Source organism: Bdellovibrio bacteriovorus, from assembly GCF_048286975.1.
Taxonomy (GTDB): domain Bacteria; phylum Bdellovibrionota; class Bdellovibrionia; order Bdellovibrionales; family Bdellovibrionaceae; genus Bdellovibrio; species Bdellovibrio bacteriovorus_H.
On the sequence record NZ_JBLVRT010000006.1, the window covers coordinates 119,343 to 143,164 of the forward strand.

The following is a 23,822-nucleotide window of genomic DNA, read 5'->3' on the forward strand; positions in this document are numbered from 1 at the left end:
ACCTTTTATGCGATTGCATGCAAGAGTCATCTTTTAAGCAGGTAACCTAGATGACGTTTTCGACAGGTCTATTCAGGATTGCTGAGCACCGGTGGGGGTGGTGGAGACTTTTGCTTTTGGTGTTGCCCCCAAATATAGCCTGTAAAATAGGCAACGCAGCCTATGAGAGCAAAGATCATCCATTTTTTGATGCGACCAACCAACAAAGTTTTCATTTTTTTGATTTTTACCCGTTGACAATAGGGTCAGGCAACAGTAATTTTGTGTCTCTCGAAACGATGCGGGAGTAGCTCAGTTGATAGAGCGATGCCTTGCCAAGGCATAGGTCGCGGGTTTGAGCCCCGTCTCCCGCTCCAATTTTTCTTTAAATTGGAGTGACCGCATCCGAGATATTCTAAAAAATTTAAAACCCCTGAAGGAAACTTCATGGGTTTTTTTATTCCCAGAATCCCGTATTCTTACAAACAACAAAGGAGCCTCTGTCGTGGGACTTTTTTCAGTGATCTATGCGGTGATATTCAGTGTTGCGGTTGTGATTTATATCGCCTCCACGATCCAGTACCAGCGCCTTATGCGTGAGCTGGAAAGGATCGCTCAAAGATCCGGCCTGCGTGTGGACGAATCCCTGCAAGGCGTGAAAAGAGCCCAAGAGATCCATAGTCGCGTCGGCACGGCCGCTTCAAAGCAGCTGCTTGATAAACTTGAATCTATCCTTCCGGCCTTCATGCTGCGCTTTCGCGTGGTCGTAGGTCTTGGGGTTGTCGGTTTGGTTCTGGTTCTGTTTGAAATGTAAAATCCCCGGCCCCCAAAGATAAGTTGCCTGCCCGTGAAGTGTCAGCCACGCTTATAAAGATTCTGTTTCAATAAAATTGACGAAGGGGAGTTCCAATGACTGAGTTAGTGACTTGTGTTTGGTTCGATCACGGTGAAGCTGGTAAAGCTGCCGCATTTTATGCAAAGACTTTCCCCGGCAGTGAAGTGGGACGCGTGAATACAGCTCCCGGTGATTTTCCGGGCGGCAAGAAAGGGACAGAGTTGACGGTGGAGTTTACCGTGATGGGGCGCAAATTTGTGGGCCTGAACGGTGGTCCGATCTTTAAGCCCAATGAGTCCGTCAGTTTCATGGTCATCACCGAGAATCAGGCTGAAACAGACCGACTATGGAATGCCATTATCGAAAACGGTGGTGTGGCGAGTGACTGCGGATGGTGCAAGGATCGCTGGGGTTTCTCGTGGCAGATCACGCCTAGAATTCTGCTGGATCTGACGACCGGTAAAGATGCAGACAAAGCCAAGAAGGCTTTTGAATCCATGATGACGATGCAAAAGATCGATATCGCCAAGCTCGAAGCCGCAGTTAAATAATAAATTTTAAATCGGAATGATTTGAAAAAGGAAAAGGCGCAGTAGACTGCGCCTTTTTTATTTAGTGCGGTTGCACATCTGTCATTTCAAAGAAGCTGGTGGACAGGGCGAACAAAGAGTCTTTGTTTTCGCTGTTTTGCAGGTCGGCCATGACTTCCAGGCGGAACTGGCGGATCTTGGCAGCGATCTCTTTGGCTTTCTCGCGGCTGGTGGGAACCATGGTGCAACCCATGTCCCAGCGACGTTTGTTTTCGCCACTCATGGCTTCTGTGGCCTTGGTCTGCATCTGCAGGAAGTAGTTGCGGGCAGCCACGGAGGAACCACCATAGCTGGAGGAATACTTCGCATCACTGGATGACCATTTGCCTTCAGCGGTTTTTTCGACAAGCTTCATGGCTTCCAGGCGCTCCAGAGCTTTTTCAGTCACATCAGGCAGAAGACCCAGACGGTGGGAGATGTTTTCAATAGTAGGCTCAAAGTCTTTCAATTGCAGGATCTGGGTGATGGCAGTGTAGTACCAGTCAGAGATCACTGCGAATTGGTCTTCACCGATTTTTTCAAAAGCTTCTTCGCGGGCATTCACACGTTGCAAAGCCATTTCGCGAAGAACGGCGCTGCGGGCGTGTTCAGACAAAGCCAGATCCACGAAGAATTCACGCTCAGACGGGGAAAGGTTCAGTTTGGTTGCCAGATTCACAGCACGGCTTTCAGACAGGCCGACTTTGCCATTCAAGATCTCAGACAAGCGAGAACAAGGAACTTCCAGGTCACGGGAAAATGCGCGAAGAGAATAAGAAGGATTTTTGCGCTGGCGACGTTCAAGTTCTTTCAGGATAAAGTCTCTGTAATGATGTTTTTTGGTCATAAGAGCTCCTCTTTGTGACGCCCTTTATATATCTGAATTTCGCTGTGTCATCTAGAGGAGTGACTCTAGTCCTGCAATTTGTTCCAAATGTTTCCACGAGATTCCGATTTTGGAACCTGTCGTGAATCTAGACACTTAAGTAAGAATTGCAAGGAGCGCTCGGTTGCGTGGTGGGGACCCTTTAAATGCGATAAGGAGGTGTTTTCGCGTCCCAAGGGTGGCTTATGAATTCATTGAAATCGACCGTTGCTGTTACCGTGGTTTTGCTTTTGTCTTCGGTGGCTTTTGGTAAAGATTGCACACTTTTGGTGTCTTCATCGCATCACGCTGTTTGATGTTGTGAAGAAGATCTTACGTCAGTTTGTGGTGCGCGCTTGTTGGAAATAATGCTGAAAAACTACTTCCTCTAAAGGGGCTTAAAGCATATCCTGTTTGTAATTTCCAAACCGGGGATATGAATGAAGCTGCCTCACGTGAAGATTGTACCGGCCGTTATTGCATTTTTTGTGACCTGTCTTTTTTGGTTCGTGATTTCTCCGCCGGAAGGGGTCGACATCAACGCCTGGCGCTTGCTGGGGATCTTCGTCGGCACCATCACTGCTATCATTGGTAAAGCGCTTCCTATCGGTGGTGCTGCCATGATCGGGATCCTGCTGGTGGGTATCACTCAAGTCACCAGCCCCGGAAACCCGGGCAAAGCCATGGGCGATGCGCTCAGTGGGTATTCCAACACACTAATCTGGCTGATTGGTATTTCGTTCTTTATTTCCCGCGCTTTCATTAAGACCGGCCTGGGTTCCCGCGTGGCTTACTATTTTGTTCGCGCCATTGGGAAAAAGACTCTGGGGATCAGTTATGGGCTGTCTTTTGCCGAGTTGGTGCTGTCTCCAGTCATGCCAAGCAACACCGCTCGTGGTGGCGGCGTGCTTTACCCAATCAATCGCTCCATCTCAGAATCCATGGGATCACTTCCGGATGATGCCACAAGATTGAAGGTTGGCGCCTTCCTGACTTTGGTGGCCTATCAGATCAACGTGATCACGTCTGCGATGTTCATCACGGCGACAGCGCCCAATCCTTTGGTGACGGCGGGGATTCGTGACATTGCCAAGATCGATGTGTCCTGGGCTCAGTGGGCAATGGCGGCATTTGTGCCGGGCTTGCTGGCGATTCTGATCATCCCGTGGGTGTTGTTTAAGCTTTATCCTCCACAGATCAAAGAAACTCCGGATGCTGCTGGTTATGCCAATAAAAAATTGCAAGAGCTGGGGCCGCTCAGACTGGATGAAAAGATTCTGATTGGTGTCTTCTTCCTGCTTCTGTTTATCTGGGCAGGGGCGCCTGAGTTGTTGTCGTCAGATCCGCTGTTTAAGGTGGATGCAACCGCTGGCGCGTTTGTGGGGCTTGGGGTGCTTCTGTTTAGCGGGGTCCTGACTTGGGATGACCTGTTGAAAGAAAAAGGTGCCTGGGACACGGTGACGTGGTTCTCGTCCCTGGTGATGATGGCGACGTTCCTGAACAAGCTGGGCGTCGTGGCCTGGTTCTCTAGAACCGTCGAATCCTCGATCGCGCACTGGGGTCTGGGGTGGATGGAAGCGGCCGCTATTTTGGTTCTGCTTTATGTGTTCATCCATTACTTCTTTGCCAGCAACACGGCCCATATTTCGGCGCTGTTTGCTTCGTTCTTTGGGGTGGGAGTGGCCTTGGGGGCCCCGCCATTGATGTTTGGTCTGTTTCTGGGCTTTGCTTCCTCGTTGTGTGCCTCTTTAACTCACTACGGGACAGGGTCGGCTCCAGTGCTGTTTGGTGCGGGATATGTGACAATGGGAGAGTGGTGGAAGTGGGGCTTTGTGGTAACACTTCTGAATCTGCTGATTTTCGCTGGTGGTTGTGCTGTTTGGTGGAAGGTTTTGGGGTATTGGTAAGTCTAAAAGCCTAAAACTTGGGCAACTTGCAAATCCTTTTATGACCTTCTGCGAAAACTGTTTTCAAAGGCGGGGAAAGCGTACAAGATAGTCCTTCATTCCAACGCGCGGGTGGTGGAATTGGTAGACACGCAGGTCTCAGAAGCCTGTGGGAGAAATCCTGTGGGGGTTCAAGTCCCCCCTCGCGCACCAAATAAAAAGAGCCGACAACTGTCGGCTTTTTTTATTTTATCTGTCTGCACTCCTGCTTCGCAGGAGTAGTTTCTGAAGTTTTCCGCCTTCGATGTTTGTTTTGGGGTTTGTCGTTTGCTGTCGACGGCAGCAAACTCCGTATGAGTCCTCTCCTGCGATCATTATTTAAATATCGACAGTGAGGTTTCTGTTTTACTAGGACTCCAATCGTTTTTTATGCAGTGGAGTCCGTGAACACTTGAGAAAGAGCAATTATTGAAATAAACGGGATTCGGCACCTCGGTCACAAATGTGGTCGATACTGGTGCTGAAGTGATATTTATTTTGCTGAAGGACATTAAGAAGTTCTCGTCTTCAGTTTCTGTGTAGTTAGCAGCAATAATGTTCTTTCGGACTTCGTCGTAATAAAAATCGGCGCTATGCCAGATTCTGTCTGTTAGATTTCCACCCGGGTGCACAAGGCCATCTTCTCCAAAACTCGTGTCCACCGCGCCTGTGTTCGTAAGCTTCACTAAAGCACTCACCCCAAAGTCTTCGTTTTGTTCATAGACCGAAACATAAAGATCGCCATTGAACAGATGTATCTTGTTGATCTCAACGAATTCTGTAAATTGTCCGGAAAATTCAGTTTCTGCAAGAGCTCCAGTTGAATTGAAGTCTGTGTCCGGAGAGAGGTCTAAATTATACCGTCGTATGATCATGGTCTCGCTTCCCGGTGCGTCGCCACTCATAAGGTAAACCTTGTTATGGATATCATCCACTATGATCGTGGGATCGTTACTGCGCCCATTGTCTGCGGGTGCAAGGATCTTAATCGTTTTTGATGTTTGGGGATCTTCCCAGGGCGCTCCGGTCTGCGAGTGGACTTTCCAAAGGGCGGTATGAGGTTCTCCGTTAGCAATATCAAAGATATATGCTGTCACATACAGATGTAGATCAGGTCCCATCGCCATTTGACCGTTTCTGGTTGAGGTCTCGAAGTCCTCGTCCCAGGGCAGTTCCATGATGCCTCCGACGCCAAAGTTCGAATCCGGACTGCCATCAAGTGAGTACTTGAAGATTCTGAGATTTAATTCGTAAGAATTGCTGTCAAAGTACTCAGCCAACAAATAGATGCCATCACTGATGATCATCTTTGCCGCGAGAACTCTTTTGACAACGAAGAATCCTGAGTCACCAAAATTTGTGTCTGAGTTTCCATTGGGAAGTGTTTTATGAATGACCAAAATGGGGCCGTCATTGCCGGTCTGTGCAGAATAAACGGCATAAAATGCACCATCGTGGAATTGTGAGTGCGTTGGCTCCAAGTTGACCATTTGCAGATACTTTTCAGAGTTTTCTTTGAATCCGTTCTCTCCATAGGTGTTGTCCATGGTTCCTGAGGTTAAAAGCTTTGCAGAAACCAGATTGCCTTTTTGGCTCGTCGATGCATCTCTGATGACGAAATTATTGAAAACTGTAATGGATTCGTCACTGTTGAAGACGGCAGCACGGGGATAGTCCCAGGCATCTCTTTCGAAATCTATAAATGCGATTCCGGCGATTCCGTAAGAGGCGTCAAGGTTTCCATTGGGTAAAAGCTTGGCGATAAAGGTGTAATTTGAATCGGCGGCCTCCAGAGAGGTGCCGTGGATGAATATGTTTCCTGCAGAGTCGATAGCCAATATTCTCACATAGTCGGCTCCACCGCCAAATCCCGCGACGTCTTTTAACCTTTGTACGCCGTCGCCGTCAAAAGTGTTATCTAATGTGCCATTAAGATTGTATCGCAAGATAACTCCATCCAGATCTGGGAAATTGGGGCCTTCGCCTGCGATATAAATTTTATTGTCGTGAATTTTGATGTCGTGGAATGTGTCCCAGGCCTGGGCGGGGCTGTCATAGCGTACAAGGCCTGAATTACCCCAGGTACCGTCTATGGCACCCGTAGCTAGAACTTTATAGATTACGCCAGAGTATCCAGAAATGTCGCCATAGATCTGCCCGGTGATATAGAGTGAATTATCAGGAGCAATAGAGGCGGCACTCAAATGCATATCCCGAAAATTCTCCCCAGTGACAACAGGAGGATTGAAAATCAGTCGGCCATTGTTAGCGTAGTTGGTGTCAAACGTACCGTCTTCTTTAATTTTAAAGATATACCCTAGGTATCCAGTGCCATTAAAGTTGCCGGGACCTATTATGAAGTATCCTGAGGCATCCGCCAGAATTCCTCTGACATAGATCGGCTCGGGAATCTCAAAAACGAAAAGTCCGCTGTTGCCAAAGGTGAGGTCAAGGCTTCCAGATGAACTAAATCTGGCTATCACAATGGCGTAGTCACGTCCGTTGGCATTCCAGTCACCTTCCAGACTCCAGCCCACAAGAATGTTTTGATTGGAGTCCTCACTGACATAGATCGCATTGAATCCGTTGTATGTTGGAACGGTTGGTAGCGTGATGAGACCATTGTTACCAAACGCCGTGTTGACGCTGCCGTCAGGGCGAATTCGCATCACGACCGGACCACTATTCACTACAGCAGCGACAATTCTGTCGCCCGAGGCACTCAGGATGGCGCGTTCCACGGATTCAGTGGCGTCGAATTCATAACTCCAGTTTATTGCACTGGTTTTTGATAGCTGTCCTAAAAAGTTGCTTCCGGAGGGAACGGAGGGGGCTTCGGCTGAGCCTGTTAAATCGGTAAAGCTCGCGCTAAGAGTGCAGCCAGAAAAAACGAAGACTGATCCCAAAAATATCAGAAAATTTCGCAAGTAGGTGTACAAAGTTCCAGATACGTCCATGTTTTCTTTTCGGATTTTTATTCGGCTTTAATTAGTTATTAAGGATTTATTGAGTTTTATTTCATTTTACTGTCTCAGGTGGAGACGGAGGGGTTTGTGTACCTTTGGAGGCAAGTTTCTGGGGTGCAGATCGTGACCCAGAAACTTGCTGAGGACTAAAACAATTTAATCAATTGGACCGGCGCGGACTTATTTTTTCTCGATGGCTAAGACCAATCCTAAGATTCTGCTTTCGTCGTTATAGCGAAGGATGATGTTCGACTTTGGAGACGAGAATTCATTCAGCAAATCACCCATTGTCATGCCCAGGCGAACGGCGCTTTCTTTGGTCAGGACTATTTTGCCTTTTTCAGTGACGACGACGATCGCAGGGGAAGCATTTATCAGATCCCCTGACTTGTTGTAAAAGTCGGCGTTGCTAACCAGGGTGGCGCTTTTGACTTTTCCGTTCAAATACCCAGAATTAGGTTTCTTGGCCTGCTCCAGGCAAAACACATCCGAAACGGAAGGTTCGCAATTAAACCCCAGATCCATGACCTTCACCGTGGAAGCCAGGGATGTAGAAGAAATAGCCAATAGACAAAAAGCGGCAATCGACGCTCTCATAAGACAACCTTTGTTTTAATTTAAACTCAATCAGTCGTCTAAAGTGCATGAACCGTGCTCATTACTTGGCCTCAAGAGCGGTCAGAAACTGCTTCTGTTTTTTGTAGGCTTTGAACAGTTCATAGTACTGCTTCAGCTTTCTTTCCTTGATGCTTTGTACGGTTTCTTCGTGGGCTTCCTGCCACAGGAATCTCAGTTCACGATCCATGCGATCTAATTGTTGGGGAACGTTGTCTTTGTTCATATTTAATCCTTTTGTTTATTTCCAAAGTTTCATGAACTTAAACTGCTATTCCCGGGCCCAAGTGTAAGGGCTTGAAAACTTTTAGGTCTTAAAATGGAACGCCCACAATTGGTGGCTTAAATGTGGAAAGTGCAGTTGGCAGCCTACTTTCGTTGGCAGGACCTGCCGATAACAAGAACATGTCAAAATCACATGAGCTTCTTAAGTTTATAGGCGACTCCGCGCAAATTTTCTTTGAACAACAGGCGGGGGAAAGTCTCATTTCGCGAATCTTGGATCTGTGTATTCAGGCTACTGGCGCAGATCGGGGGACGATCTTCTTTGATTCCCAAATCAATCTGGAACAGCACTTCAAATATCTGAACAGTTATATTGCGACGGGCATCCGCAATCAGACTATCGTGATCAACACAGATCAGGGAATTGCCGGGAAGGTTTTTCGAACCCGCAAAAGTCATTTCTCCAACTGTGTGGCTCAGGACAGCGACTTCTATCTTGGCGTCGACAGCAAGACGGGCTATCAGACGGAAAAAGTTCTGGCGGTTCCGCTGCACTGGAAAGATGGCAAAGTCATCGGGGTCATCGAAGTATTGAATAAAGCCGACGGAGATTTTGACGAAGCCGATCAGCACGCCCTGGAAGCGCTTTCCATGCTGGCGGCCGTGGCTTTTGAAAACTATGAAGTCCATCAGAAGAACGAAGAATCTGAATCCGCCATCGAGCACCGCAAGAACATCTGGCGTAAAAGTATTTCTTCCGTCAGCCTGCACTCGAAAGCTCCGGAGCTGCAAAAGATATATGATCACATCGGGGACTTCGGCAAGTCGGACTCAAACATCCTGATTACTGGTGAAAGCGGGGTGGGTAAAGAGGTGATCGCAAGGCTTGCGCATCATCACTCCAGCCGTCGTGACGGTCCATTTATTGCGATCAACTGCGCGGCAATCCCTGAGTCTTTGTTCGAGGCGGAACTCTTCGGTGTGGTCAAAGGGGCTGCGACCGGGACAGTGGCTCGTCAGGGGCAGATTGAGCTGGCTCACCGGGGAACGCTGTTCCTGGATGAAATCGGCGAAATGCCGGTCGAGATGCAGGCCAAGCTTTTGCGGGTTTTGCAGGAAAGAAAAGTTCAAAGACTGGGTTCCACCGATTCCCCGAAGGCTGTGGACTTCCGTTTGATCTGTGCCACCAATAAGCATATTGAAACCCAGATCCAGCAGGAAAAATTCCGCGAGGATCTTTTCTATCGTATCAACGTGGTTAACTTGCAGATCCCGTCGTTGCGTGATCGCAAAGGCGATATTCCAGAGCTGGCTCAGGCCATTTTGGAACAACTGCATAATAAGCGCGGCTGGCGACTGAAAAGTATCAGTCCAGAAGCCCTGGATCGCTTGATTGACTATCACTGGCCGGGAAACATCCGCGAATTGGAAAACAAAATTGAAAGTGCCTGCCTGTCGGCCGGGGATCGGGCGGTGTTGATGCCGGATGATTTTCAATTCAAGGCCCGCCCGCAGCTCAGCGTCGTTCCGGATGTGCAGGAAGATTCCCTGAAGCGTTATGAAAACCTCAGCCTGCGCGAAGCGCGTGAAGCCTTTGAGACTGAGTTTGTTCACCGGGCTATTCAGGGTTCTTTGGGCAACAAATCCGAGGCAGCACGTCGCCTGGGTGTTTCCCGCGAAGGTCTCAGAAAGATACTTATTAAGAAACCCGCCTAGATTCCACCGCTAGTTGGCGCCAACCTGACAACCACAGTGGGCGTCTTGATTTAAGACTGTAGTGAAATTGTGGAGTTAGCCGTTGGCCGGATCCTTGCCTTAAGGAAAGTAGCGCAGACGAAATTGCGTGAAACTTTAAACAAGGAGAGAGTTCGTGTTCTTTAATAACGAAATCAGAAAAGTCCTGTCCGTGGTAGTTCTGTTCCACGTTGCAACCCTGGTGGCCTGTCAAGGGAAAGTCGACGAAGTCGTTGAATCCCCATCCATCATAGTTTCTGCTGACAAGCCATCCACAGTTGTTGGGGCGGTCCAGGGAGTGATTGTTGAGGTCGGTAACGGCCTGGTCAGTGATGGGTCATCTCAAAGCGTGCAAGGCAAGATTCAAGCGCAGAACGTGAATGCTTTGTGCAATGAGCACGCCATGCCTTTGGATGAACAAGGCGGCTATATGGACAGTCAGGGGCCGGATTATCCGTCGCGTTTGTTTTACTGTAAACTTGCTCAAAACAGCGGATCTCCGGACTCCATTCCGGGTTCGTTCCAGCAGATCAAAGCCATTTCCTGCATGCTTGAAAAAGTGGGCATCGTTTACGACGATCAGGAACGTCAGGTCAGTGTGACCCCGGACACATCCTGCTTCACGGCTCAACAGCTGGAGAATATGCAGATCCAGGCCATGACTATCTCGGTGCGGGCCTCAAAGCCAGCCTTCTTTAATACCTACTATGACTCCGGTATTTCGATGACGATTCCAGGAATGGGTTTTTATCGAGTCGCAGCGAAACTGAGTGGCACTAAGATGGAGTTCCTGACTCATGAAGATCAGACTTCTGTTCATCCGGATAAAACCGGGACTTTTGCTGCCAGCTTTGATTTGCTGACGGGTGAGCTGAAGTACGAAAGTCGCGGCGATCGATTCCAGTGTACGGAGCAGGGTGGTAATTGCGGTTGGTCCCGTCACGAGCGTTTGTTGGCTCAGGTGGGTATGACCAATGGTGAAATCACGTCCGTATCTAAAATTGAAGCCATCGCCGGGGAAATCTATGGTGACGGCAATTGGTACTCGGCTCGTGTTTCCACAATCAAAGGCAGTCTGGCAAATGGTCTGAAGGCGCGCTATTTCATGGTGAATTCAAACACCAGTGCAGACTTGGGTGATGCGACCAAGTACTCTGAGGTTGTGAACAACCGTTGTTACACTCATGCATCTGATCAGGCGGATTGTAGCTCGAATCCAGGTATTGAATTGCCACAAGAGGCTAGTTTCAAATTCAACCTGCACCCCAGCACGCAGTACACTTCGACTCAAGCCTGGGTTTCTCAGCTGACGGGCTTGAGTTTCACGGGTGTTAACTTCAATGATGTTCAGTAACTTCATGAAGGGGGCTTCGGCCCCCTTTTCTGGTCTTTTTGATTATCGAAAGGGGCTGTTAGCATGGAGTCTATGAAAAATTCATTGATGCAGTTTTTTGTGTTTTGCAGTTTGCTGGCTGGATGCGGTCTGAAAGTTATTAATCCTGCGGATGAAAATCCGAACAAAGGCACCCTGGCGGTGGACTGGTCCGGCGACGGTCCAAAGGTTGTGGGGACCTACACCTGCCGAATGAAATCCATGGGGAACCGTTTCTTCGGCTTTGGAAAAACCGAGGACGAAGCCCGCAAAGACGCCATGGGCAAGTGTCAAAGCCGCACGTTGTTGTCCTTCTGTGAGAAAGAAAAGATCACCTGTGAAAAGAACTAAAAGTGTTGCAACTTCCAAAGTTTGCAACGACTTTATTACCTGAACCTGCTGTCTGGCAGGTTTTTTCTTTATTCAGGGCTGAATCGTGGTTATTCCTCCGTTCATATTTTTGGAGGAAACTATGCGTATTCTTGTACTGTCTTTCGTCGCTTTGATTTCTTTGTCTGCCCAGGCTCAGTCTGTGTCGTTGGACGCTCCAGAGCATGCCAAGTACTATTGTTCAAAACAGGTTGATGCCCAAGATATTGTGGTGCTCTCTGTGGGTATGGTGATCCGAAAAGCCTATACTACGCAGATCCTTCTGGATGTGCTGGATGCAGAATGCAAGGACGGTAAAGTGGTTCCGAATACCTCCAACCGCTTTGCGAAACCTTCTTTGACAGACTTAAGTGATGTGCACGCAATCGCGGCTTCACCTCGTATCTTCCGCGTGAATGAATTCACTCATCAGGTTGTTCTTGAGTTCTATTCCGATACTTTGGCGGTGAGCGAGCGCAACTTCCTTTTAAAGCTGTACGCTCACGACGGTGGTGTTTATCAGATCATCGTGACGACCAGTAACGGCGCTCATGGTTTCATGATTTGGGAGCCTTCCTGGCTTAAAACCAGTGGTCCGGTATATTCAGAGCTTTCAATAGTTCCTGTGTGCAGTTGACCGTTGGGCCAGAAGGTCACGGCCCCGTTCAGATTGGACAGCAACACTTGTTTGCCGTTTAAGATGAACGGGGTTTTGTTTTTTATGGATACGGACATCAGGTTTCCGTTGTCATGGAACTTGAGTAAAATCATGCGGGACAAGGAGCCATCATGGCCGATTGGGAAAGTCTGCCCGTTGAGGTTGAAGGTGTAGGCATCGGCACTGGTGTAAAGGAACGATTCGATCTTTCCGTTCGGATAGAAATTCACGTACTTTCCGGTGATGTTTTGTCCGTGCAGGCTTCCGCCCCAGACCGTCGCCGTCCGGATACTGCCGTCATCATGGTATTGAGCCGCTTCAAGTCCCACGGCAAAGCCGTGATAGTCGACGTGTTTTAAGCCCGCCGTGCGTACCAGATCCAGCATCGTGCGGCTGTCGAAGGACTTCATCAGGTAAGAGCTGATCACCTGATTGAAGTAACGCACTCCCGGGGAGGAGGCGGTCCCCAGCTCAATGGCCTCCCGATAGATCAGCTCATGTAAAATCAGACCGGCTTTGTCATCTTCGCTGAGTTTTTCGAACAAACGAAGGTCAATGACGTAGCGCCGGTCACCCGGCATGATCAGAGGTGTCGGGCGCTGGATGGCGACTTGTTGAATATTGCAATCTTCTGGGATAATCACCACGCCCGAGTCGCGAATCGGCAGAAACTTGCCAACAATGAACCACTGGGTTTCTTCATCGAAAGTCCGGAACCATTTTTTATACATTCTGGCCCGGGTGGGGTTCACATCTTCAAGGCGGTGTAATACATAATACACCTTCTGCTGAAAGCTCATGTGTTCTGGACCCAGTTCGGGCAGAATGCGGCGCTGCTCTTCGCCTTCATAGTAGTCCAGCAGTCGCAAGGAGTCTCCGCAGGAAATAACATTGCCGCCATTGCCGACCCAGTCACCGCCGGCCATCGAAATCACAGAGTAAAAAAGAAGATGAATCAGTGTCGTCATGATGAAGCTCCTATTTGGATTTCGGTGAAAGGATGGGGAAACACTGCAGATTCACGCGGTAAAGCTCGCCCTTTTTGGATTGTTCATCCAGGTCAAAGACGTCATCACGAAACTTCAGGGTCAGTTTTTTCAGTTTTTTAAATCGTTTTTCGTCCAGAGCCACGGTCAGGAACGAATAATCCCGCTCCGGTACCGGCACCCGTGAAAGCATCTGTCTGGCCATGATCAAAGAGTTTAAGTGTGCTTGTTGCAGGGACCGGGACGGGATGTCGTGAGTTGAATACAGGTTCTTATGGCTGCGCACCCAGACAGCACCTTTTCGGGAGATGATCGCCAGATCCTCCATTGTTTCCAGGCACTCATCCACGCGAAGCTCGGTGATTCCGGTTTTGTTTGCAATCCAGCTGGTGGTGCTTTTAAAGTCCGCCAGACGAAATGCCGCCAGGACCACAAAGTACTCCCACTCATCAAAGATCACAGCATAGCGGCTGGGATCCAGTTTGTAGGATGCGGAGTCTGGGGGTGTGTTGACCCCGAGGCTTAGAAGGAACTGCTCTTGATCTTTGGGGGCCAGAGAAAGCTTTTGCATAATCTTGGCGGCTTCCTGTAAAGGCACCAGGCGTTTACCTTTGATGATCGAGGACAGAGTGCCGGGATTCATCTCCAGAAATTGCGCATAAGAGCGCAGAGAATAGCGCTTGTTTCGGGCTTTCTTGGCCTGAAACTGTTCCTGAAGTTTGAGTGCAAAATACGGCAGATTCTCAAGTCCCGACATAAGGATCGCAGAATTAGCAGCCCCTCTAAGTTCGAGCAAGTGTACATTGGGGAGCAGTTCTAATCTGTCCGGTATTTGAAATTATTTGCCGCTGTCCAATGAAAAGAAGAGCTGAAAAAACATTTCCTAAATGTAAGGAACACCTGATTCATGCGCTCAGTGTGAAGGTAAACGTTGAGCCCTCGCCGGGAATGGAGTCTGCCCAGATTTTGCCTCGATGCAGTTCGACGATTCGTTTGCAAGTGGCAAGTCCGATTCCGGAACCCTGATACTGTGAAGGCGCGTGAAGCTTTTTATAGAGATCAAAGATTTCATCTTTTTTCTCTGGATCAAAACCGATTCCATTGTCTTCGACGGTAAATTCCCAGGTGTCGCCGTTAAGGTGTGCGCTGATTTTTATCTCAGGTGTTTTCTGGCTCCGAAACTTTAAAGCGTTCGCTATCAGGTTCTGAAAGAGCTGTGTCACGAGAGGTGCATCGCAAAGAAGGGTGGGGAGCGGTTCAATCGTGATACGGGCCTGAGTGGTCTGGATCTGGTCATTCAGATTCTCGACGGCGGATTGGGCCAGGACTTCTATAGGTGTCGCTTCAAACAGCCTTTCTGTGGATTCAATTCGTGCGTACTCAAGCATGGTGTCTATCAGGGTGTTCATGCGATGCGCTGCCGAGCTGACTCGGTGGAGCATCTGGCCCCCTTCGACTCCCAGCTTTTCTTTGAATTCGTCGTCTTGCAGGGAATCCACAAATCCGATGATAGTCGCCAAAGGGGATTTCAGATCGTGGGCTGCGATCGCGGCAAAGTGGGTGAGCTCCTGGTTGCTGGACTCTGCATTGGAAAGTGCGTTGTGAATCTCAGCATTCTGGTTTTGTACAAACTCTTCTGCCGCCGTGGTGATTGCAATGTCGATTGCCTGGTCAAGCAGCGACCTGTCAGCATGAGACAGATGGCCTCTTTGCAGTAACACCTCGATGATTACTTCACGCAGCACACTGAATTCTTTTAGCAACGAGGCCAGGCGGTGGTTTTCAGAGGTTGGCTCCTGGCTCTGCTCATGAGCGATATTCGCGGCGACTTTTGCTGCAATCGAGGGGTCTTTACGGGTTAAAACGATACTCAGATGCTCAACGAAACTGCCCACTGATTTTTGCAGGACAGACAAAGTAGTGGCTTGGTGCGGGGACTTTTTCCTCCGCACCCGTTCGATCCAAAGCTTCTCAATGGACTCTCTGTTCTGCCTAAGCAGTTCAGCCGTGGAGAGGGTCTGTGGCTCAATCATGGGCTCACCTATGGCCAGATGTTTCCCTGAATGATCTTCTACTTTTAGGATATTCCCAACGTGTTTGTTGGCACTATTGCTTTTGTTGTTGGTGGCAATCTTTAAATTTCAGACTGTGGTTGCTGGATCCGGCCTGATAGTAGGAGTTCACGATATAATAACCGTTCTTTTTATCCTGGTCGTACCGGAAGTCCACGGTAAGATAGTCAAAACTGTGAATGGCCTTGTCAAGTTGGCAGGTTGTCAGAATCTGGTTTATGCCTTTGAATTCAAAGACACTCTGATCGCAGGAATCGTTTTTTGGGTGAATGTTTATACCGCCCACAAGCCCTTCGCCATGCAGGGTCTCTGACTTAAAGATATTGCCATTTTCATCGTAGATATCATGGCGAATAGTTTGAAAGTCTGCAGAAAAAGCAACTTTTTCGTTATCCCATTGTTCCAGAGTGCAAACAGTCTCGCCGGCCCAAGCCAGTGAAGATGATGCCATTATCAATGCAAACAATGTTGATTTCATACAGGCCCGCCTTGTTTGGAAAGTGACTCTATGGTTGTTGCGGCCGTGTCGAGTGTCAATACTGAGATATAATGAGTGACAGAGTGTCATTCGATATTACCGGAAATTTACAATAAAAACCGTTTCGGCGTACAATGTGAACATGAGAAATCAGGGTTTTTCTTATTTGAAACGCATTGTTCGAGTTGTTGCCATTTCGTATTTGGGGCTTGTGTTTTTGTTATATTTCTTTCAGGAACGATTCATCTTTTTCCCAAAAGTTCTTCCTGCTGACTATAAATTCCAGTTCGCTGGAGATTTTCAGGAAAAAATACTGACCGTTGGTGGGGCTGAAGTTCACAGCCTTCTTTTTAGGGTCCCTGCTCCCAAAGCAGTGATTCTGTATTTTCACGGTAATGCGGGGGCTATGGACAGCTGGGGGGATGTTGCCGCTGAACTTTCGCAGAAAACCGGCTGCAATGTGTGGATGATGGATTACCCGGGTTTTGGTAAAAGCTCGGGTTCCATTCGCTCGCAGCAGCAGCTGTTGGATATGGCGCAGGCGTTCGTCAACGAGGTCCGTCGCGAGTTTCCATCATTGCGTTTGTTTATCTATGGTCGCTCCGTCGGTTCTGGTGTGGCGGTAAAAACCGCAGCGGATAACAATGTCGATGGTCTGATTCTGGAAACACCCTATACCAGTTTGTATGAGATGGCGAAGTTGCGTTTTTCGTGGTTCCCGCAAATTCTGTTGAAATATTCAATGCCGTCAAATCAGTGGATTCGCAATGTGGAATCACCGATTGTGATTGTTCATGGGGATCAGGATCAGGTTATCCCGGCAGAGATGGGCTATAAGCTTTCTCGGTTTTCCAATAGGAGCTCATATGTTCTTATTCCGGGGGGAGATCACAACAATCTCTCTGAATTTGAATCCTACTGGGATGCCGTGAACTCCCTTCTGAGATAGTTAATGTTCCGTGATCTTCGTTGAATGAAATGATGTGTTCCCTCTGGTCTGTGCGAGGAACTAAACGATTATATAAGACTTGCCAGTACACCCAAAAAAGTTAAAGAATTCCACAAGATTTTTTTGGAGATTTATGTCGAATCCATTCGGTAATTTTTTGAAAAGCAAACTCGATGAAATTCAAAAACGAAATCCACGTTTTTCGTTCCGCTCTCTGGCAAAGAAAGTAGCAATATCCCCGGGCTGTTTGAATGAGCTTATGCATGGGAAAAGACCTTTAAGTGAGTTTTATGCCAGCAAAATTGTTCTGGGACTCGAACTTGGTGTGGAAGAGCGCAATCAAGTTTATTCCATGATCGCCACACGCTCGCGCAAGTTCGGTGTGCAGAAGCGATTGACCGAGCAGCAGCTGGAGCTGATTTCCAGCTGGGAGCACTTTGCAATTTTGAATCTGATGCGCATCCCGCAATTTCAATCCAGCGAAAAATGGATCAGCCAGCGATTGGCAATACCGGTTGAAAAAGTGCAGCACAGTCTGGATCTTTTGATGAACCTTGGCTTTATCAAGATGCAAGGGGCGACTTTTGTGCGCACTGTAGCCAGCTTGGGGACGACGTCCGATATTCCTAGCCATGCCCTGGTGCAGGCCCACGTTTCTGACATGAACAAGGCGATTGAAGTTTTGAAAGTCACCACTCCGGACCGCCGGGACTACTCCGCAATCACCATGGCCTTTAATCCTGACAAGATGACCGAAGTCAAAGCCCTGATTAAGAAGTTCCGTCAACGTCTTTCATTGCTTGCGGAAGAAGGTGAGCCGTCCGAGGTCTATAATCTGAATATTCAGCTCTTCCCGCTGACGGTTCCCTTGCAATAATCCGCCGGCGACTTGATGTTGGTTCCTTTTAGTGCCAAAATCATTTCTGAGGTGAGTGATGTGTGCCAGGTATGGATCTGCGGACGAATTTAATTTGTTGATGCGGACGTATCATTTGAAGCTGCCAGAGGTGATGACCCTGCCTTTGCAGATCATCTATCCTCACACTCCAGCTCCGGTTATTTTAAGGGGACGGGAGGGAATGCAGGCAAAGATGATGAATTACTCCCTGATTCCGTCTTGGTCTGAAGTTCGAAAGCCCAAATTTGCCACCTACAATGCCCGCATTGAAGAGGTGCTGAATAAACCTTCATGGAGAGAGCCATTTAAAAGCCGTCATTGCCTGGTTCCGGTGAAATTCTTTATTGAATCCGTTTACGAAGGTCGCTACGCCGGTCATAATATTGCAATTGCCGCCAAGGACCGGCGTCTGCTCAGTGCTGCTGGTATTTGGGATTCATGGACTGATCGAAAAACCGGTGAAGTGATCGAATCCGTTGCTATTCTTACGGGGCCGCCAACGGAAGACGTGTTGGCGGCGGGGCATGACCGTTGTCCCATTTTTCTGGCTGAGTCTCATTGGGACGAGTGGCTTTCTGCCCGCAAATCCGCCCAGCAATACGTGGATTTTTTGAAGAACACACGTGAGATCGTTGAATTCGATTTCACCGAACGTGAGGCTTTGAAGAATCACTCCGGACAGATGGCTCTGTTCGATGATGGTGAGTGAAGAGTCTATTCTCGCGGGCGGGCTTCAATCAGTTCGACATGAAAAATCAAATTGGAATGGGGCTTGATGAACTGGCCGATCTGGCGTTCGCCATAGGCCAGGTGCGCCGGCACAAAGATCGTGCGCTTGCCGCCCTCTTTCATGCCCAGGAATCCTATACTCCAGCCGGCAATGACCTTCTTTGAGCCCACGACAAATTCAAAAGGCCGTCCATGGTCATAGCTGGAATCAAACTTTGTTCCGTCTTCCAGAAAACCTTCATAATGGCAAAACACCAGAGCGCCTTTGCTGGCGGTCTGGCCGGTTCCAATAACGGTGTCAGTGATTTTTACTTCAGGCATTTCAGATGTCATGGGGACATCCTACGAAATGTGGGGGGCCAGGGCAATCGTGAAAATAAAAAGGCGCTGACTCTTCAGCCAGCGCCTTTGCAAAGATCCTTGGTCAAAGGGTCTTATTTGCAAGTTTCGATGTATTTGTTTACAGCAGAAATAGGACGCTCACGTCTCCAGTCAGCCTGCTCATATTTGTACTGAGTGTAGGAAGTGGAGTACATTGTGTCTTTCATAACAGAGCTTACGCAACGTGGGTAAGCAGAGTCATTGCGGTTCCATTTTTGGCAAACTTCTTTTTTAGTGAAAGCAGATACTGTTGTTGTCGTCGCAGGAACAGTAACCATTTTGCGGCCTACGCATACTTTTTTAGGACGAGTGGAGTCAGAGTAGTCTGTTTTTACAGAGTCGCAAGTTTCAACTGTGTGCTGAGCCACGAAGATTTTGAAAGAATCTTTGTTGGCGTTCAGGCAGATTTGCTGAGCTGTAACATAGCCACGAGCCGGGATGTATGGGTTGGAAGAGCTGTTGTAAACGATTTCAGTGGCAGCGGTAGCCAAAGTCGGCAACATCATAAGCATAGCGATCATCAGTTTCATAAAAACTCCTTTTGTTTTGATGTCGAGATGTTTGACATAGATAATTTTCCAGGACAAGCGGTGCTCCATGAAAACCTTTCACTTCCCTTGTGAACGTTCACTAAACCTGTGAACGGTTGGTGGGACCTTGAGGTATAAGGGTGCCACGATGAACAAGTCTGATATTCTGAACTACAAGGACTATCGCGCCTTTCTGGCGGACTATAACAGCTGGCGCAGTGAAAACCGCGCAGGCTGGAGTCTGTCCGTGTGGACTCGTCATCTGGGGCTTTCCTATCCGTCCGCTTTGTCGATGATCCTGAATCGCAAAAGACATATTGGCGACAAGTTGCTGGAGACTATGTGCCAGTACTTCGATTTCACCGAGCTTGAAAAGAATCATTTTGCCAATCTGGTAAAGTACGAAAAATCCATCGAAAGCAGCACACTTCGTATCATGGTCCTGAATCATCTCGATGGGGATAAGAAGAACTCTCTTGCTCGTTATATCGTGCGCGAAGGACTTCGCATGCCTCGCTTTGAGGACACCGAAAGCCTGGCCGAGATGCTGGCACCGATTCTGGGGATGAATTCTTCAGAGGTTCTGGCATTGGAGCCCGGGGTTCCGGAAAAGCCAGATCCCAAGTCAATGCACCAGGAAGTTCTGGGTCTGCTGGAACGATCTTTTGATTTGGTTCCGAAAGAGTCCCGCCAGTATTCGACCAACTTTATCCGCATGGAACGTTCGCGCCTGCCAGAGGCTATTGCGCGTTTACGGGCCTTTCAGCGCGAGTTCATCGCAGAGTTTGACTCAGAGTCCGGGGATTCCCTCGTGTGCTTCCAGAATGCCGTTTTTGCAATGCTAAAAGAGTCTGCTCCAAGCGAAGAGACCCTGCCATCGTCCAAAAAACTGACCTGATCGTTCCGCGAATTTCCGCCTATATTGCGCTTTTCAGAGCTGCGGCATCTATTGAGCCGGGCATCTATTGTTCGTATAGTTTTTGGCGTGAATAGAAATTGGAAATTTTAACGAAAGGTTTTCCTGTGAAAATGCTTCTGACTGCTTTTGTTTCTTTGTTGTCTTTGTCCGTGACGGCGCAAGCCGCTGTTATGCAGGTGGACTGCGTTGGTGGTGACACCCAGATTACTGCAAACCTGATCGTTGAAGGTCGCAAGGTGACAGGTTTTGTGGCTGCGGCAGGTTCCGGTATTGATGCCTTCCAGGCTGATGCCAATGGTTCCTACATCTTCTATAAAGCGGGTGAGTACTACACAGATTTTGATCTTGAGATCATCGAGTTCTGGGGCATTTCCGGTGATCAGTCCGTAGGCTACAAATCCTACACTGATAAAAACGGCAAATTCATCCAGACTGTCCTGGTGAATAAAAAAGCCGTTAATGCCCAGTGCATGATCGGTAAGCAATAGTCCCTGTAAAATACAAGTATGACTCTGAAAAGGCGCTGGGTTTACCTTCAGCGCCTTTTTTATTCTATTTGGGCTATGCATAAAGTGCATATCTGAATTCTTTCTATGCAGTCGATCTGAAAGGGGCTTTTCTGTATATTGCTTTCAAGAAGCAATTACGAAAAAAGGAGGCTTCCATGATGGGATTTATTGAATCTCTTAAAGTGAAACTGTTCGGACCATCCGTTCTAGAATGCCTGGCACACTTAGACTAGGCCCACTTAGGCCGTAGACTGTGGCCGTGAACAAGCCCGCTAATGCAGCGGGCTTTTTTATTTTCTGGACACTGGACTTTCGATATCGCTGCTTTTGCACAGCGGTCCAGTACCATCTGACTCCCCGGGGCTTATCATAGGGTAGGTTTAAAGGGAGGTCTTTATGGCTACCAATAAAAACTTTAACGAAAAAAGCGCGGATAAAAGCAGCAGCGTAAAACAACCTGCTGCCAAACCCGCTGAAAGAACCGAAAGAACTCAACAGCCTTCCCATAAAGAAGGCGATAATAGAAGTTCGCGCTCAACCACTGAAAGATACTCACGCGATGAGGAAATGGAAGAGTGACGAACTTGTGAGGTTTGCAGAAGAGGGGCGTTATCGCCTCTCTTTTGTTATGGAGGTGTCTTATGAAAGAAGCCATTTCTGTGTCGTCTGCGTCCCGCCGTCTGCCGCTGACTGCGTTGCTGGGGATATTTGGTGGCGCTGCATTGGGGCTTTATGCTTACAGCAAATACAAGTCTTCCTATCGGGAGGTGCGCGAAGAAACCCATCCCCATGAAGAGCACGAGGTGGACACCTCTTCGGAGGATTCATTCCCGGCCAGTGATCCTCCTTCATGGAGCAGTGGGCACGCCGCACGCTGGGAGGATTAGAGGGGGCTTGCGTCTTTGGGTGCGAGATGAGAAGCTTTTCTTTTCGGAGGCGGTCTCATGCGGATCAGGCAAATGGGTTTTTCTTCGCGTTTGAAGGCGCATCGCAAACTTCTCACTTTGGAAACATTGAAATTTATTGTCGAGTTTTTCAAGGACCGCGATGCCCGGCTGGCGGCTTTGCGATCCGGTGTGCCTGAAAACTACGCTTCCCGACAGGGGCAGTGGCTGAAAAAGCACCCCATTGTAGTGGCTGCGATGGAAGCTGACCTGGATGATCGCGACATGCTGAAGCTTGAAAAAGCCCTGACCGAAATTGACCGTCAAATGGAAGCCTGCAAAGAGATTCTGGGCCTGCAGGACTTTTAGGCGCCCTTGTATTTTCCCCTTCAAGCTACCGTCTGAAGATATTGTCACTACACTCAAGGGCAGAGAGGTGATCTATGGCGCATGGCTTTTTCCTTTCAACGATCCTCGGTGTTCTTCTTTTCAGTTTGCAAGTTTTTTCGGCCACCCCCAAAGAGGCGGATCTGGTGTTGGATCAGGCTCATCAGAAGATGCTTCTGCTGGTGGACGGACTTTTTAATTCAGGACAGATCACTGAAATCGACAAGTTGCTTCTGGTGTCGGATCTGAATGGTTATAAGACGGCTTACAAAGCCTATTCCAATTCGGCAGCGCAAACCCACACATATCTGAAAAACAAAAAACAGCGCGAGGATCACTATGCCAGCAAGATTCTTTACATATCCACTCGCCTTGAAAATCTGGCGGCCAATCCGTCAGGCAACATCGCAGACCTTACTGAAGAGGTGACGGACTTTGTTCCGGCGGATCAAAAGTGCGGGGTTCCTGTGGATCTTCCCTGTGTGGCGCACGAGGTGGAGTTGCGTATGGATATAATATATCTGAATATCAGCAAGCGAAGTTCGAAGGTTCGCGCGAAGTTCAAGAATGTGGCAGATCAGGGGTTGCATGCGGCCGAGCTCTATGCGCGCATTCTGGCGTCACTGCGAACTGACGGCGGGGTTTTGTATCCGACCGAGTACATATACAATAAAGACCGTTTGGTCATGAGTGTTAAGCAGGAAATCGAAGAGGGATACTAGTGCAAAAAACCCTGGGTTTGCTAATGCTGATCTTCTATGCCACTGGCATGATTCTGGGGGCGGGTGTTTATTCGGTGATTGGCAAGGCTGCCGGCGTTGCTCATGAAGGATTGTGGCTGAGTTTTTTGCTGGCCGCCGTGGCAGCTCTGTTGACGGCGCTTTCCTATGCGGAACTGGCGGCACTTTTTCCCAAAGCGGGCGCAGAATATGTCTATATGAAAGAGATCTTTCCGCAAAGAAAGATCCTTTCTTTTTTATGTGGATGTCTGATGATTTTTGCTGCAATTTGCACGGCGTCCACCGTTGCTCTGTCCTTTGCCGCCTATCTGCAGGACTTTTTCCAGGCGTCGCAAGCACTGGTTGCGGTGGCGGTGCTGGCGCTTTTTACCCTGGTGAATATCTGGGGCGTGCGTGAGTCAGGCTGGATGAATATTTTTTTCACGCTGGTGGAGCTTTCGGGGCTGGTGATTTTTGTCTATTTCGGCATCAAGCAGCCGGGCTTCGGTGAGGCTCTTTCGGCCCCGCTTTCCTGGGGAGTGGCAACAGGTGCATCGCTGATTTTTTTTGCCTACCTGGGATTTGAAAGCATGGTGAATTTGGCGGAAGAAGCCAAAGAGCCAGAAAAGAACATCCCCCGCGCGATATTAGTCAGCCTTGCCCTGACGACCGTGCTCTATGTGGCGGTCAGTCTGGCAGCTTTGGCGATGATGAGTCCTGATGGTTTGCAAAAGTCGGATGCTGTTTTGAGTGGAGCTCTGATGAGGCATTCGCCCGAGGCCGCCAGGGCATTGGGAGCCATCGCCTTGTTTGCCACTGCCAATACAGTGATGATTGCTCTTTTGGCGGCCAGCCGGATCGGTCTGGGGATGGCGCGCGGCGGGGATTTGCCCAAAGTTTTCTCCACAATCCTGCCAAAGCGGCAAAGTCCTTGGTTGGCATCACTGTTGGTGTTTGTTTTGACATTGCTGTTTCTGCCATTGGAGAAAATTGAAATCATCGCCAGCGTATCTTCTTTTGTGACGATTGTGGTTTTTATTATTGTTAATGCAGCAGTTATATATCTGCGCCGCAAAGATCCGAAGCGGAAAAGACCGTTTCAAGTTCCGGGATCAGTGGGTGGATGGCCGGTGCTGCCGGTGTTGGCTGCCGGGATTGCTTTGTTCTTTTTATTTCATTTTGAAGAGCAGGTTTACTATGTCGGAGTGGGAATTGTGACTTTCGTGCTGGTGGTGTATCAGGCGCTGCATCGGCGCCGCGCCTGATAAA

The 23,822-nt window shown here is 48.7% G+C and carries 27 protein-coding genes and 2 tRNA genes; 19 read left to right on the forward strand and 10 right to left on the reverse strand.

The window, feature by feature from the left end:
- The first annotated feature begins 280 nt into the window (after nucleotides 1-280).
- The 3 genes from ACNQKP_RS15935 to ACNQKP_RS15945 all read left to right on the forward strand — a co-directional run bounded on the left by ACNQKP_RS15935 (nucleotide 281) and on the right by ACNQKP_RS15945 (nucleotide 1,365).
- Nucleotides 281-356: transfer RNA gene (locus tag ACNQKP_RS15935), tRNA-Gly, on the forward strand.
- Nucleotides 357-484: 128 nt separating this feature from the next.
- A complete protein-coding gene (locus ACNQKP_RS15940) occupies nucleotides 485-793 on the forward strand; it encodes a hypothetical protein (protein ID WP_417865952.1) in 309 nt (102 codons plus the stop codon).
- 95 nt (nucleotides 794-888) lie between these two features.
- Complete coding sequence (locus ACNQKP_RS15945) at nucleotides 889-1,365, forward strand: VOC family protein (RefSeq protein WP_417865954.1); 477 nt, start codon at nucleotides 889-891, stop codon at nucleotides 1,363-1,365.
- Nucleotides 1,366-1,426: 61 nt separating this feature from the next.
- Here ACNQKP_RS15945 and ACNQKP_RS15950 read toward each other — a convergent pair whose 3' ends face one another.
- Nucleotides 1,427-2,230, reverse strand: coding sequence for a TIGR02147 family protein (locus ACNQKP_RS15950; protein ID WP_417865956.1), 804 nt, complete (start codon nucleotides 2,228-2,230; stop codon nucleotides 1,427-1,429).
- Nucleotides 2,231-2,688: 458 nt separating this feature from the next.
- Between ACNQKP_RS15950 and ACNQKP_RS15955 the strand changes: the two genes are divergently transcribed.
- Together ACNQKP_RS15955 and ACNQKP_RS15960 are read left to right on the forward strand one after the other, a co-directional pair.
- Nucleotides 2,689-4,155, forward strand: coding sequence for an anion permease (locus ACNQKP_RS15955; protein ID WP_417865957.1), 1,467 nt, complete (start codon nucleotides 2,689-2,691; stop codon nucleotides 4,153-4,155).
- A 105-nt stretch (nucleotides 4,156-4,260) separates the two neighbouring features.
- A tRNA-Leu gene (locus ACNQKP_RS15960) sits at nucleotides 4,261-4,347 on the forward strand.
- A gap of 161 nt (nucleotides 4,348-4,508) precedes the next feature.
- Here ACNQKP_RS15960 and ACNQKP_RS15965 read toward each other — a convergent pair.
- From ACNQKP_RS15965 to ACNQKP_RS15975, 3 genes are all read right to left on the reverse strand, one after another.
- Entirely contained in the window at nucleotides 4,509-7,130 is a 2,622-nt protein-coding gene (locus ACNQKP_RS15965; RefSeq protein WP_417865959.1) for a delta-60 repeat domain-containing protein, read from the reverse strand.
- Nucleotides 7,131-7,319: 189 nt separating this feature from the next.
- Nucleotides 7,320-7,736 carry a hypothetical protein gene (locus ACNQKP_RS15970; protein ID WP_417865961.1) on the reverse strand — a complete coding sequence of 139 codons (417 nt, stop codon included), beginning with the start codon at nucleotides 7,734-7,736 and terminating at the stop codon, nucleotides 7,320-7,322.
- 61 nt (nucleotides 7,737-7,797) lie between these two features.
- A complete protein-coding gene (locus tag ACNQKP_RS15975; RefSeq protein ID WP_144313820.1) occupies nucleotides 7,798-7,980 on the reverse strand; it encodes a hypothetical protein in 183 nt (60 codons plus the stop codon).
- A gap of 179 nt (nucleotides 7,981-8,159) precedes the next feature.
- Here ACNQKP_RS15975 and ACNQKP_RS15980 point away from each other — a divergent pair, with 179 nt between their 5' ends.
- The 4 genes from ACNQKP_RS15980 to ACNQKP_RS15995 all read left to right on the forward strand — a co-directional run bounded on the left by ACNQKP_RS15980 (nucleotide 8,160) and on the right by ACNQKP_RS15995 (nucleotide 12,091).
- A complete protein-coding gene (locus ACNQKP_RS15980; protein ID WP_417865963.1) occupies nucleotides 8,160-9,695 on the forward strand; it encodes a sigma 54-interacting transcriptional regulator in 1,536 nt (511 codons plus the stop codon).
- Between the two features lie 154 nt (nucleotides 9,696-9,849).
- Entirely contained in the window at nucleotides 9,850-11,067 is a 1,218-nt protein-coding gene (locus tag ACNQKP_RS15985) for a hypothetical protein (RefSeq protein ID WP_417865964.1), read from the forward strand.
- A 72-nt stretch (nucleotides 11,068-11,139) separates the two neighbouring features.
- Complete coding sequence (locus ACNQKP_RS15990; protein ID WP_417865966.1) at nucleotides 11,140-11,436, forward strand: hypothetical protein; 297 nt, start codon at nucleotides 11,140-11,142, stop codon at nucleotides 11,434-11,436.
- A 121-nt stretch (nucleotides 11,437-11,557) separates the two neighbouring features.
- On the forward strand, nucleotides 11,558-12,091 hold the full coding sequence (locus ACNQKP_RS15995; protein WP_417865968.1) for a hypothetical protein: 534 nt from the start codon (nucleotides 11,558-11,560) through the stop codon (nucleotides 12,089-12,091).
- Here ACNQKP_RS15995 and ACNQKP_RS16000 read toward each other — a convergent pair.
- The 4 genes from ACNQKP_RS16000 to ACNQKP_RS16015 all read right to left on the reverse strand — a co-directional run bounded on the left by ACNQKP_RS16000 (nucleotide 12,004) and on the right by ACNQKP_RS16015 (nucleotide 15,648).
- Entirely contained in the window at nucleotides 12,004-13,080 is a 1,077-nt protein-coding gene (locus tag ACNQKP_RS16000) for a hypothetical protein (RefSeq protein ID WP_417865970.1), read from the reverse strand. The two genes, ACNQKP_RS15995 and ACNQKP_RS16000, sit on opposite strands and share 88 nt — an antisense overlap.
- A gap of 10 nt (nucleotides 13,081-13,090) precedes the next feature.
- The gene (locus tag ACNQKP_RS16005) at nucleotides 13,091-13,894 is read right to left on the reverse strand and encodes a DUF4423 domain-containing protein (protein ID WP_417865972.1); all 804 of its coding nucleotides are present in this window, start codon (nucleotides 13,892-13,894) and stop codon (nucleotides 13,091-13,093) included.
- A 109-nt stretch (nucleotides 13,895-14,003) separates the two neighbouring features.
- Nucleotides 14,004-15,131, reverse strand: a complete 1,128-nt coding sequence (locus tag ACNQKP_RS16010) for a sensor histidine kinase (RefSeq protein WP_417865974.1) — start codon at nucleotides 15,129-15,131, stop codon at nucleotides 14,004-14,006.
- Between the two features lie 73 nt (nucleotides 15,132-15,204).
- On the reverse strand, nucleotides 15,205-15,648 hold the full coding sequence (locus ACNQKP_RS16015) for a hypothetical protein (RefSeq protein ID WP_417865976.1): 444 nt from the start codon (nucleotides 15,646-15,648) through the stop codon (nucleotides 15,205-15,207).
- Nucleotides 15,649-15,790: 142 nt separating this feature from the next.
- Between ACNQKP_RS16015 and ACNQKP_RS16020 the strand changes: the two genes are divergently transcribed.
- The 3 genes from ACNQKP_RS16020 (at nucleotide 15,791) to ACNQKP_RS16030 (ending at nucleotide 18,204) form a co-directional block, all read left to right on the forward strand.
- Complete coding sequence (locus ACNQKP_RS16020; RefSeq protein WP_417865978.1) at nucleotides 15,791-16,597, forward strand: alpha/beta hydrolase; 807 nt, start codon at nucleotides 15,791-15,793, stop codon at nucleotides 16,595-16,597.
- A gap of 259 nt (nucleotides 16,598-16,856) precedes the next feature.
- The gene (locus ACNQKP_RS16025) at nucleotides 16,857-17,474 is read left to right on the forward strand and encodes a DUF4423 domain-containing protein (RefSeq protein WP_417865980.1); all 618 of its coding nucleotides are present in this window, start codon (nucleotides 16,857-16,859) and stop codon (nucleotides 17,472-17,474) included.
- A 58-nt stretch (nucleotides 17,475-17,532) separates the two neighbouring features.
- Entirely contained in the window at nucleotides 17,533-18,204 is a 672-nt protein-coding gene (locus ACNQKP_RS16030) for an SOS response-associated peptidase (RefSeq protein ID WP_417865982.1), read from the forward strand.
- Between the two features lie 5 nt (nucleotides 18,205-18,209).
- Here ACNQKP_RS16030 and ACNQKP_RS16035 read toward each other — a convergent pair whose 3' ends face one another.
- Nucleotides 18,210-18,557, reverse strand: coding sequence for an FKBP-type peptidyl-prolyl cis-trans isomerase (locus ACNQKP_RS16035; RefSeq protein WP_417865985.1), 348 nt, complete (start codon nucleotides 18,555-18,557; stop codon nucleotides 18,210-18,212).
- 101 nt (nucleotides 18,558-18,658) lie between these two features.
- Nucleotides 18,659-19,135 carry a hypothetical protein gene (locus tag ACNQKP_RS16040; RefSeq protein ID WP_417865987.1) on the reverse strand — a complete coding sequence of 159 codons (477 nt, stop codon included), beginning with the start codon at nucleotides 19,133-19,135 and terminating at the stop codon, nucleotides 18,659-18,661.
- Between the two features lie 148 nt (nucleotides 19,136-19,283).
- Here ACNQKP_RS16040 and ACNQKP_RS16045 point away from each other — a divergent pair, with 148 nt between their 5' ends.
- The 7 genes from ACNQKP_RS16045 to ACNQKP_RS16075 all read left to right on the forward strand — a co-directional run bounded on the left by ACNQKP_RS16045 (nucleotide 19,284) and on the right by ACNQKP_RS16075 (nucleotide 23,818).
- Nucleotides 19,284-20,033, forward strand: a complete 750-nt coding sequence (locus ACNQKP_RS16045; protein WP_417865989.1) for a hypothetical protein — start codon at nucleotides 19,284-19,286, stop codon at nucleotides 20,031-20,033.
- Between the two features lie 131 nt (nucleotides 20,034-20,164).
- Nucleotides 20,165-20,542 (forward strand): hypothetical protein, encoded by a 378-nt coding sequence (locus ACNQKP_RS16050; RefSeq protein WP_417865991.1) that lies wholly within the window; start codon nucleotides 20,165-20,167, stop codon nucleotides 20,540-20,542.
- A 417-nt stretch (nucleotides 20,543-20,959) separates the two neighbouring features.
- Nucleotides 20,960-21,142, forward strand: a complete 183-nt coding sequence (locus tag ACNQKP_RS16055) for a hypothetical protein (RefSeq protein WP_417865993.1) — start codon at nucleotides 20,960-20,962, stop codon at nucleotides 21,140-21,142.
- Nucleotides 21,143-21,204: 62 nt separating this feature from the next.
- Entirely contained in the window at nucleotides 21,205-21,450 is a 246-nt protein-coding gene (locus ACNQKP_RS16060) for a hypothetical protein (protein ID WP_417865995.1), read from the forward strand.
- Between the two features lie 57 nt (nucleotides 21,451-21,507).
- The gene (locus ACNQKP_RS16065; RefSeq protein WP_417865997.1) at nucleotides 21,508-21,816 is read left to right on the forward strand and encodes a hypothetical protein; all 309 of its coding nucleotides are present in this window, start codon (nucleotides 21,508-21,510) and stop codon (nucleotides 21,814-21,816) included.
- Between the two features lie 74 nt (nucleotides 21,817-21,890).
- On the forward strand, nucleotides 21,891-22,556 hold the full coding sequence (locus ACNQKP_RS16070) for a hypothetical protein (protein ID WP_417865998.1): 666 nt from the start codon (nucleotides 21,891-21,893) through the stop codon (nucleotides 22,554-22,556).
- Nucleotides 22,556-23,818, forward strand: a complete 1,263-nt coding sequence (locus ACNQKP_RS16075; RefSeq protein ID WP_417866001.1) for an APC family permease — start codon at nucleotides 22,556-22,558, stop codon at nucleotides 23,816-23,818. Before ACNQKP_RS16070 ends, ACNQKP_RS16075 begins: the two co-directional genes overlap by 1 nt.
- Nucleotides 23,819-23,822: the final 4 nt, after the last annotated feature.

Coding starts and splice junctions, on each gene's coding strand:
- ACNQKP_RS15945 (WP_417865954.1), top strand. CDS start 889: ATGACTGAGTTAGTGACTTGTGTTTGGTTCGATCACGGTGAAGCTGGT.
- ACNQKP_RS15950 (WP_417865956.1), bottom strand. CDS start 2,230: ATGACCAAAAAACATCATTACAGAGACTTTATCCTGAAAGAACTTGAA.
- ACNQKP_RS15955 (WP_417865957.1), top strand. CDS start 2,689: ATGAAGCTGCCTCACGTGAAGATTGTACCGGCCGTTATTGCATTTTTT.
- ACNQKP_RS15965 (WP_417865959.1), bottom strand. CDS start 7,130: ATGGACGTATCTGGAACTTTGTACACCTACTTGCGAAATTTTCTGATA.
- ACNQKP_RS15970 (WP_417865961.1), bottom strand. CDS start 7,736: ATGAGAGCGTCGATTGCCGCTTTTTGTCTATTGGCTATTTCTTCTACA.
- ACNQKP_RS15975 (WP_144313820.1), bottom strand. CDS start 7,980: ATGAACAAAGACAACGTTCCCCAACAATTAGATCGCATGGATCGTGAA.
- ACNQKP_RS15980 (WP_417865963.1), top strand. CDS start 8,160: ATGTCAAAATCACATGAGCTTCTTAAGTTTATAGGCGACTCCGCGCAA.
- ACNQKP_RS15990 (WP_417865966.1), top strand. CDS start 11,140: ATGAAAAATTCATTGATGCAGTTTTTTGTGTTTTGCAGTTTGCTGGCT.
- ACNQKP_RS15995 (WP_417865968.1), top strand. CDS start 11,558: ATGCGTATTCTTGTACTGTCTTTCGTCGCTTTGATTTCTTTGTCTGCC.
- ACNQKP_RS16000 (WP_417865970.1), bottom strand. CDS start 13,080: ATGACGACACTGATTCATCTTCTTTTTTACTCTGTGATTTCGATGGCC.
- ACNQKP_RS16010 (WP_417865974.1), bottom strand. CDS start 15,131: ATGATTGAGCCACAGACCCTCTCCACGGCTGAACTGCTTAGGCAGAAC.
- ACNQKP_RS16015 (WP_417865976.1), bottom strand. CDS start 15,648: ATGAAATCAACATTGTTTGCATTGATAATGGCATCATCTTCACTGGCT.
- ACNQKP_RS16020 (WP_417865978.1), top strand. CDS start 15,791: ATGAGAAATCAGGGTTTTTCTTATTTGAAACGCATTGTTCGAGTTGTT.
- ACNQKP_RS16025 (WP_417865980.1), top strand. CDS start 16,857: ATGCATGGGAAAAGACCTTTAAGTGAGTTTTATGCCAGCAAAATTGTT.
- ACNQKP_RS16030 (WP_417865982.1), top strand. CDS start 17,533: ATGTGTGCCAGGTATGGATCTGCGGACGAATTTAATTTGTTGATGCGG.
- ACNQKP_RS16035 (WP_417865985.1), bottom strand. CDS start 18,557: ATGACATCTGAAATGCCTGAAGTAAAAATCACTGACACCGTTATTGGA.
- ACNQKP_RS16040 (WP_417865987.1), bottom strand. CDS start 19,135: ATGAAACTGATGATCGCTATGCTTATGATGTTGCCGACTTTGGCTACC.
- ACNQKP_RS16045 (WP_417865989.1), top strand. CDS start 19,284: ATGAACAAGTCTGATATTCTGAACTACAAGGACTATCGCGCCTTTCTG.
- ACNQKP_RS16050 (WP_417865991.1), top strand. CDS start 20,165: ATGCTTCTGACTGCTTTTGTTTCTTTGTTGTCTTTGTCCGTGACGGCG.
- ACNQKP_RS16055 (WP_417865993.1), top strand. CDS start 20,960: ATGGCTACCAATAAAAACTTTAACGAAAAAAGCGCGGATAAAAGCAGC.
- ACNQKP_RS16060 (WP_417865995.1), top strand. CDS start 21,205: ATGAAAGAAGCCATTTCTGTGTCGTCTGCGTCCCGCCGTCTGCCGCTG.
- ACNQKP_RS16065 (WP_417865997.1), top strand. CDS start 21,508: ATGCGGATCAGGCAAATGGGTTTTTCTTCGCGTTTGAAGGCGCATCGC.
- ACNQKP_RS16070 (WP_417865998.1), top strand. CDS start 21,891: ATGGCGCATGGCTTTTTCCTTTCAACGATCCTCGGTGTTCTTCTTTTC.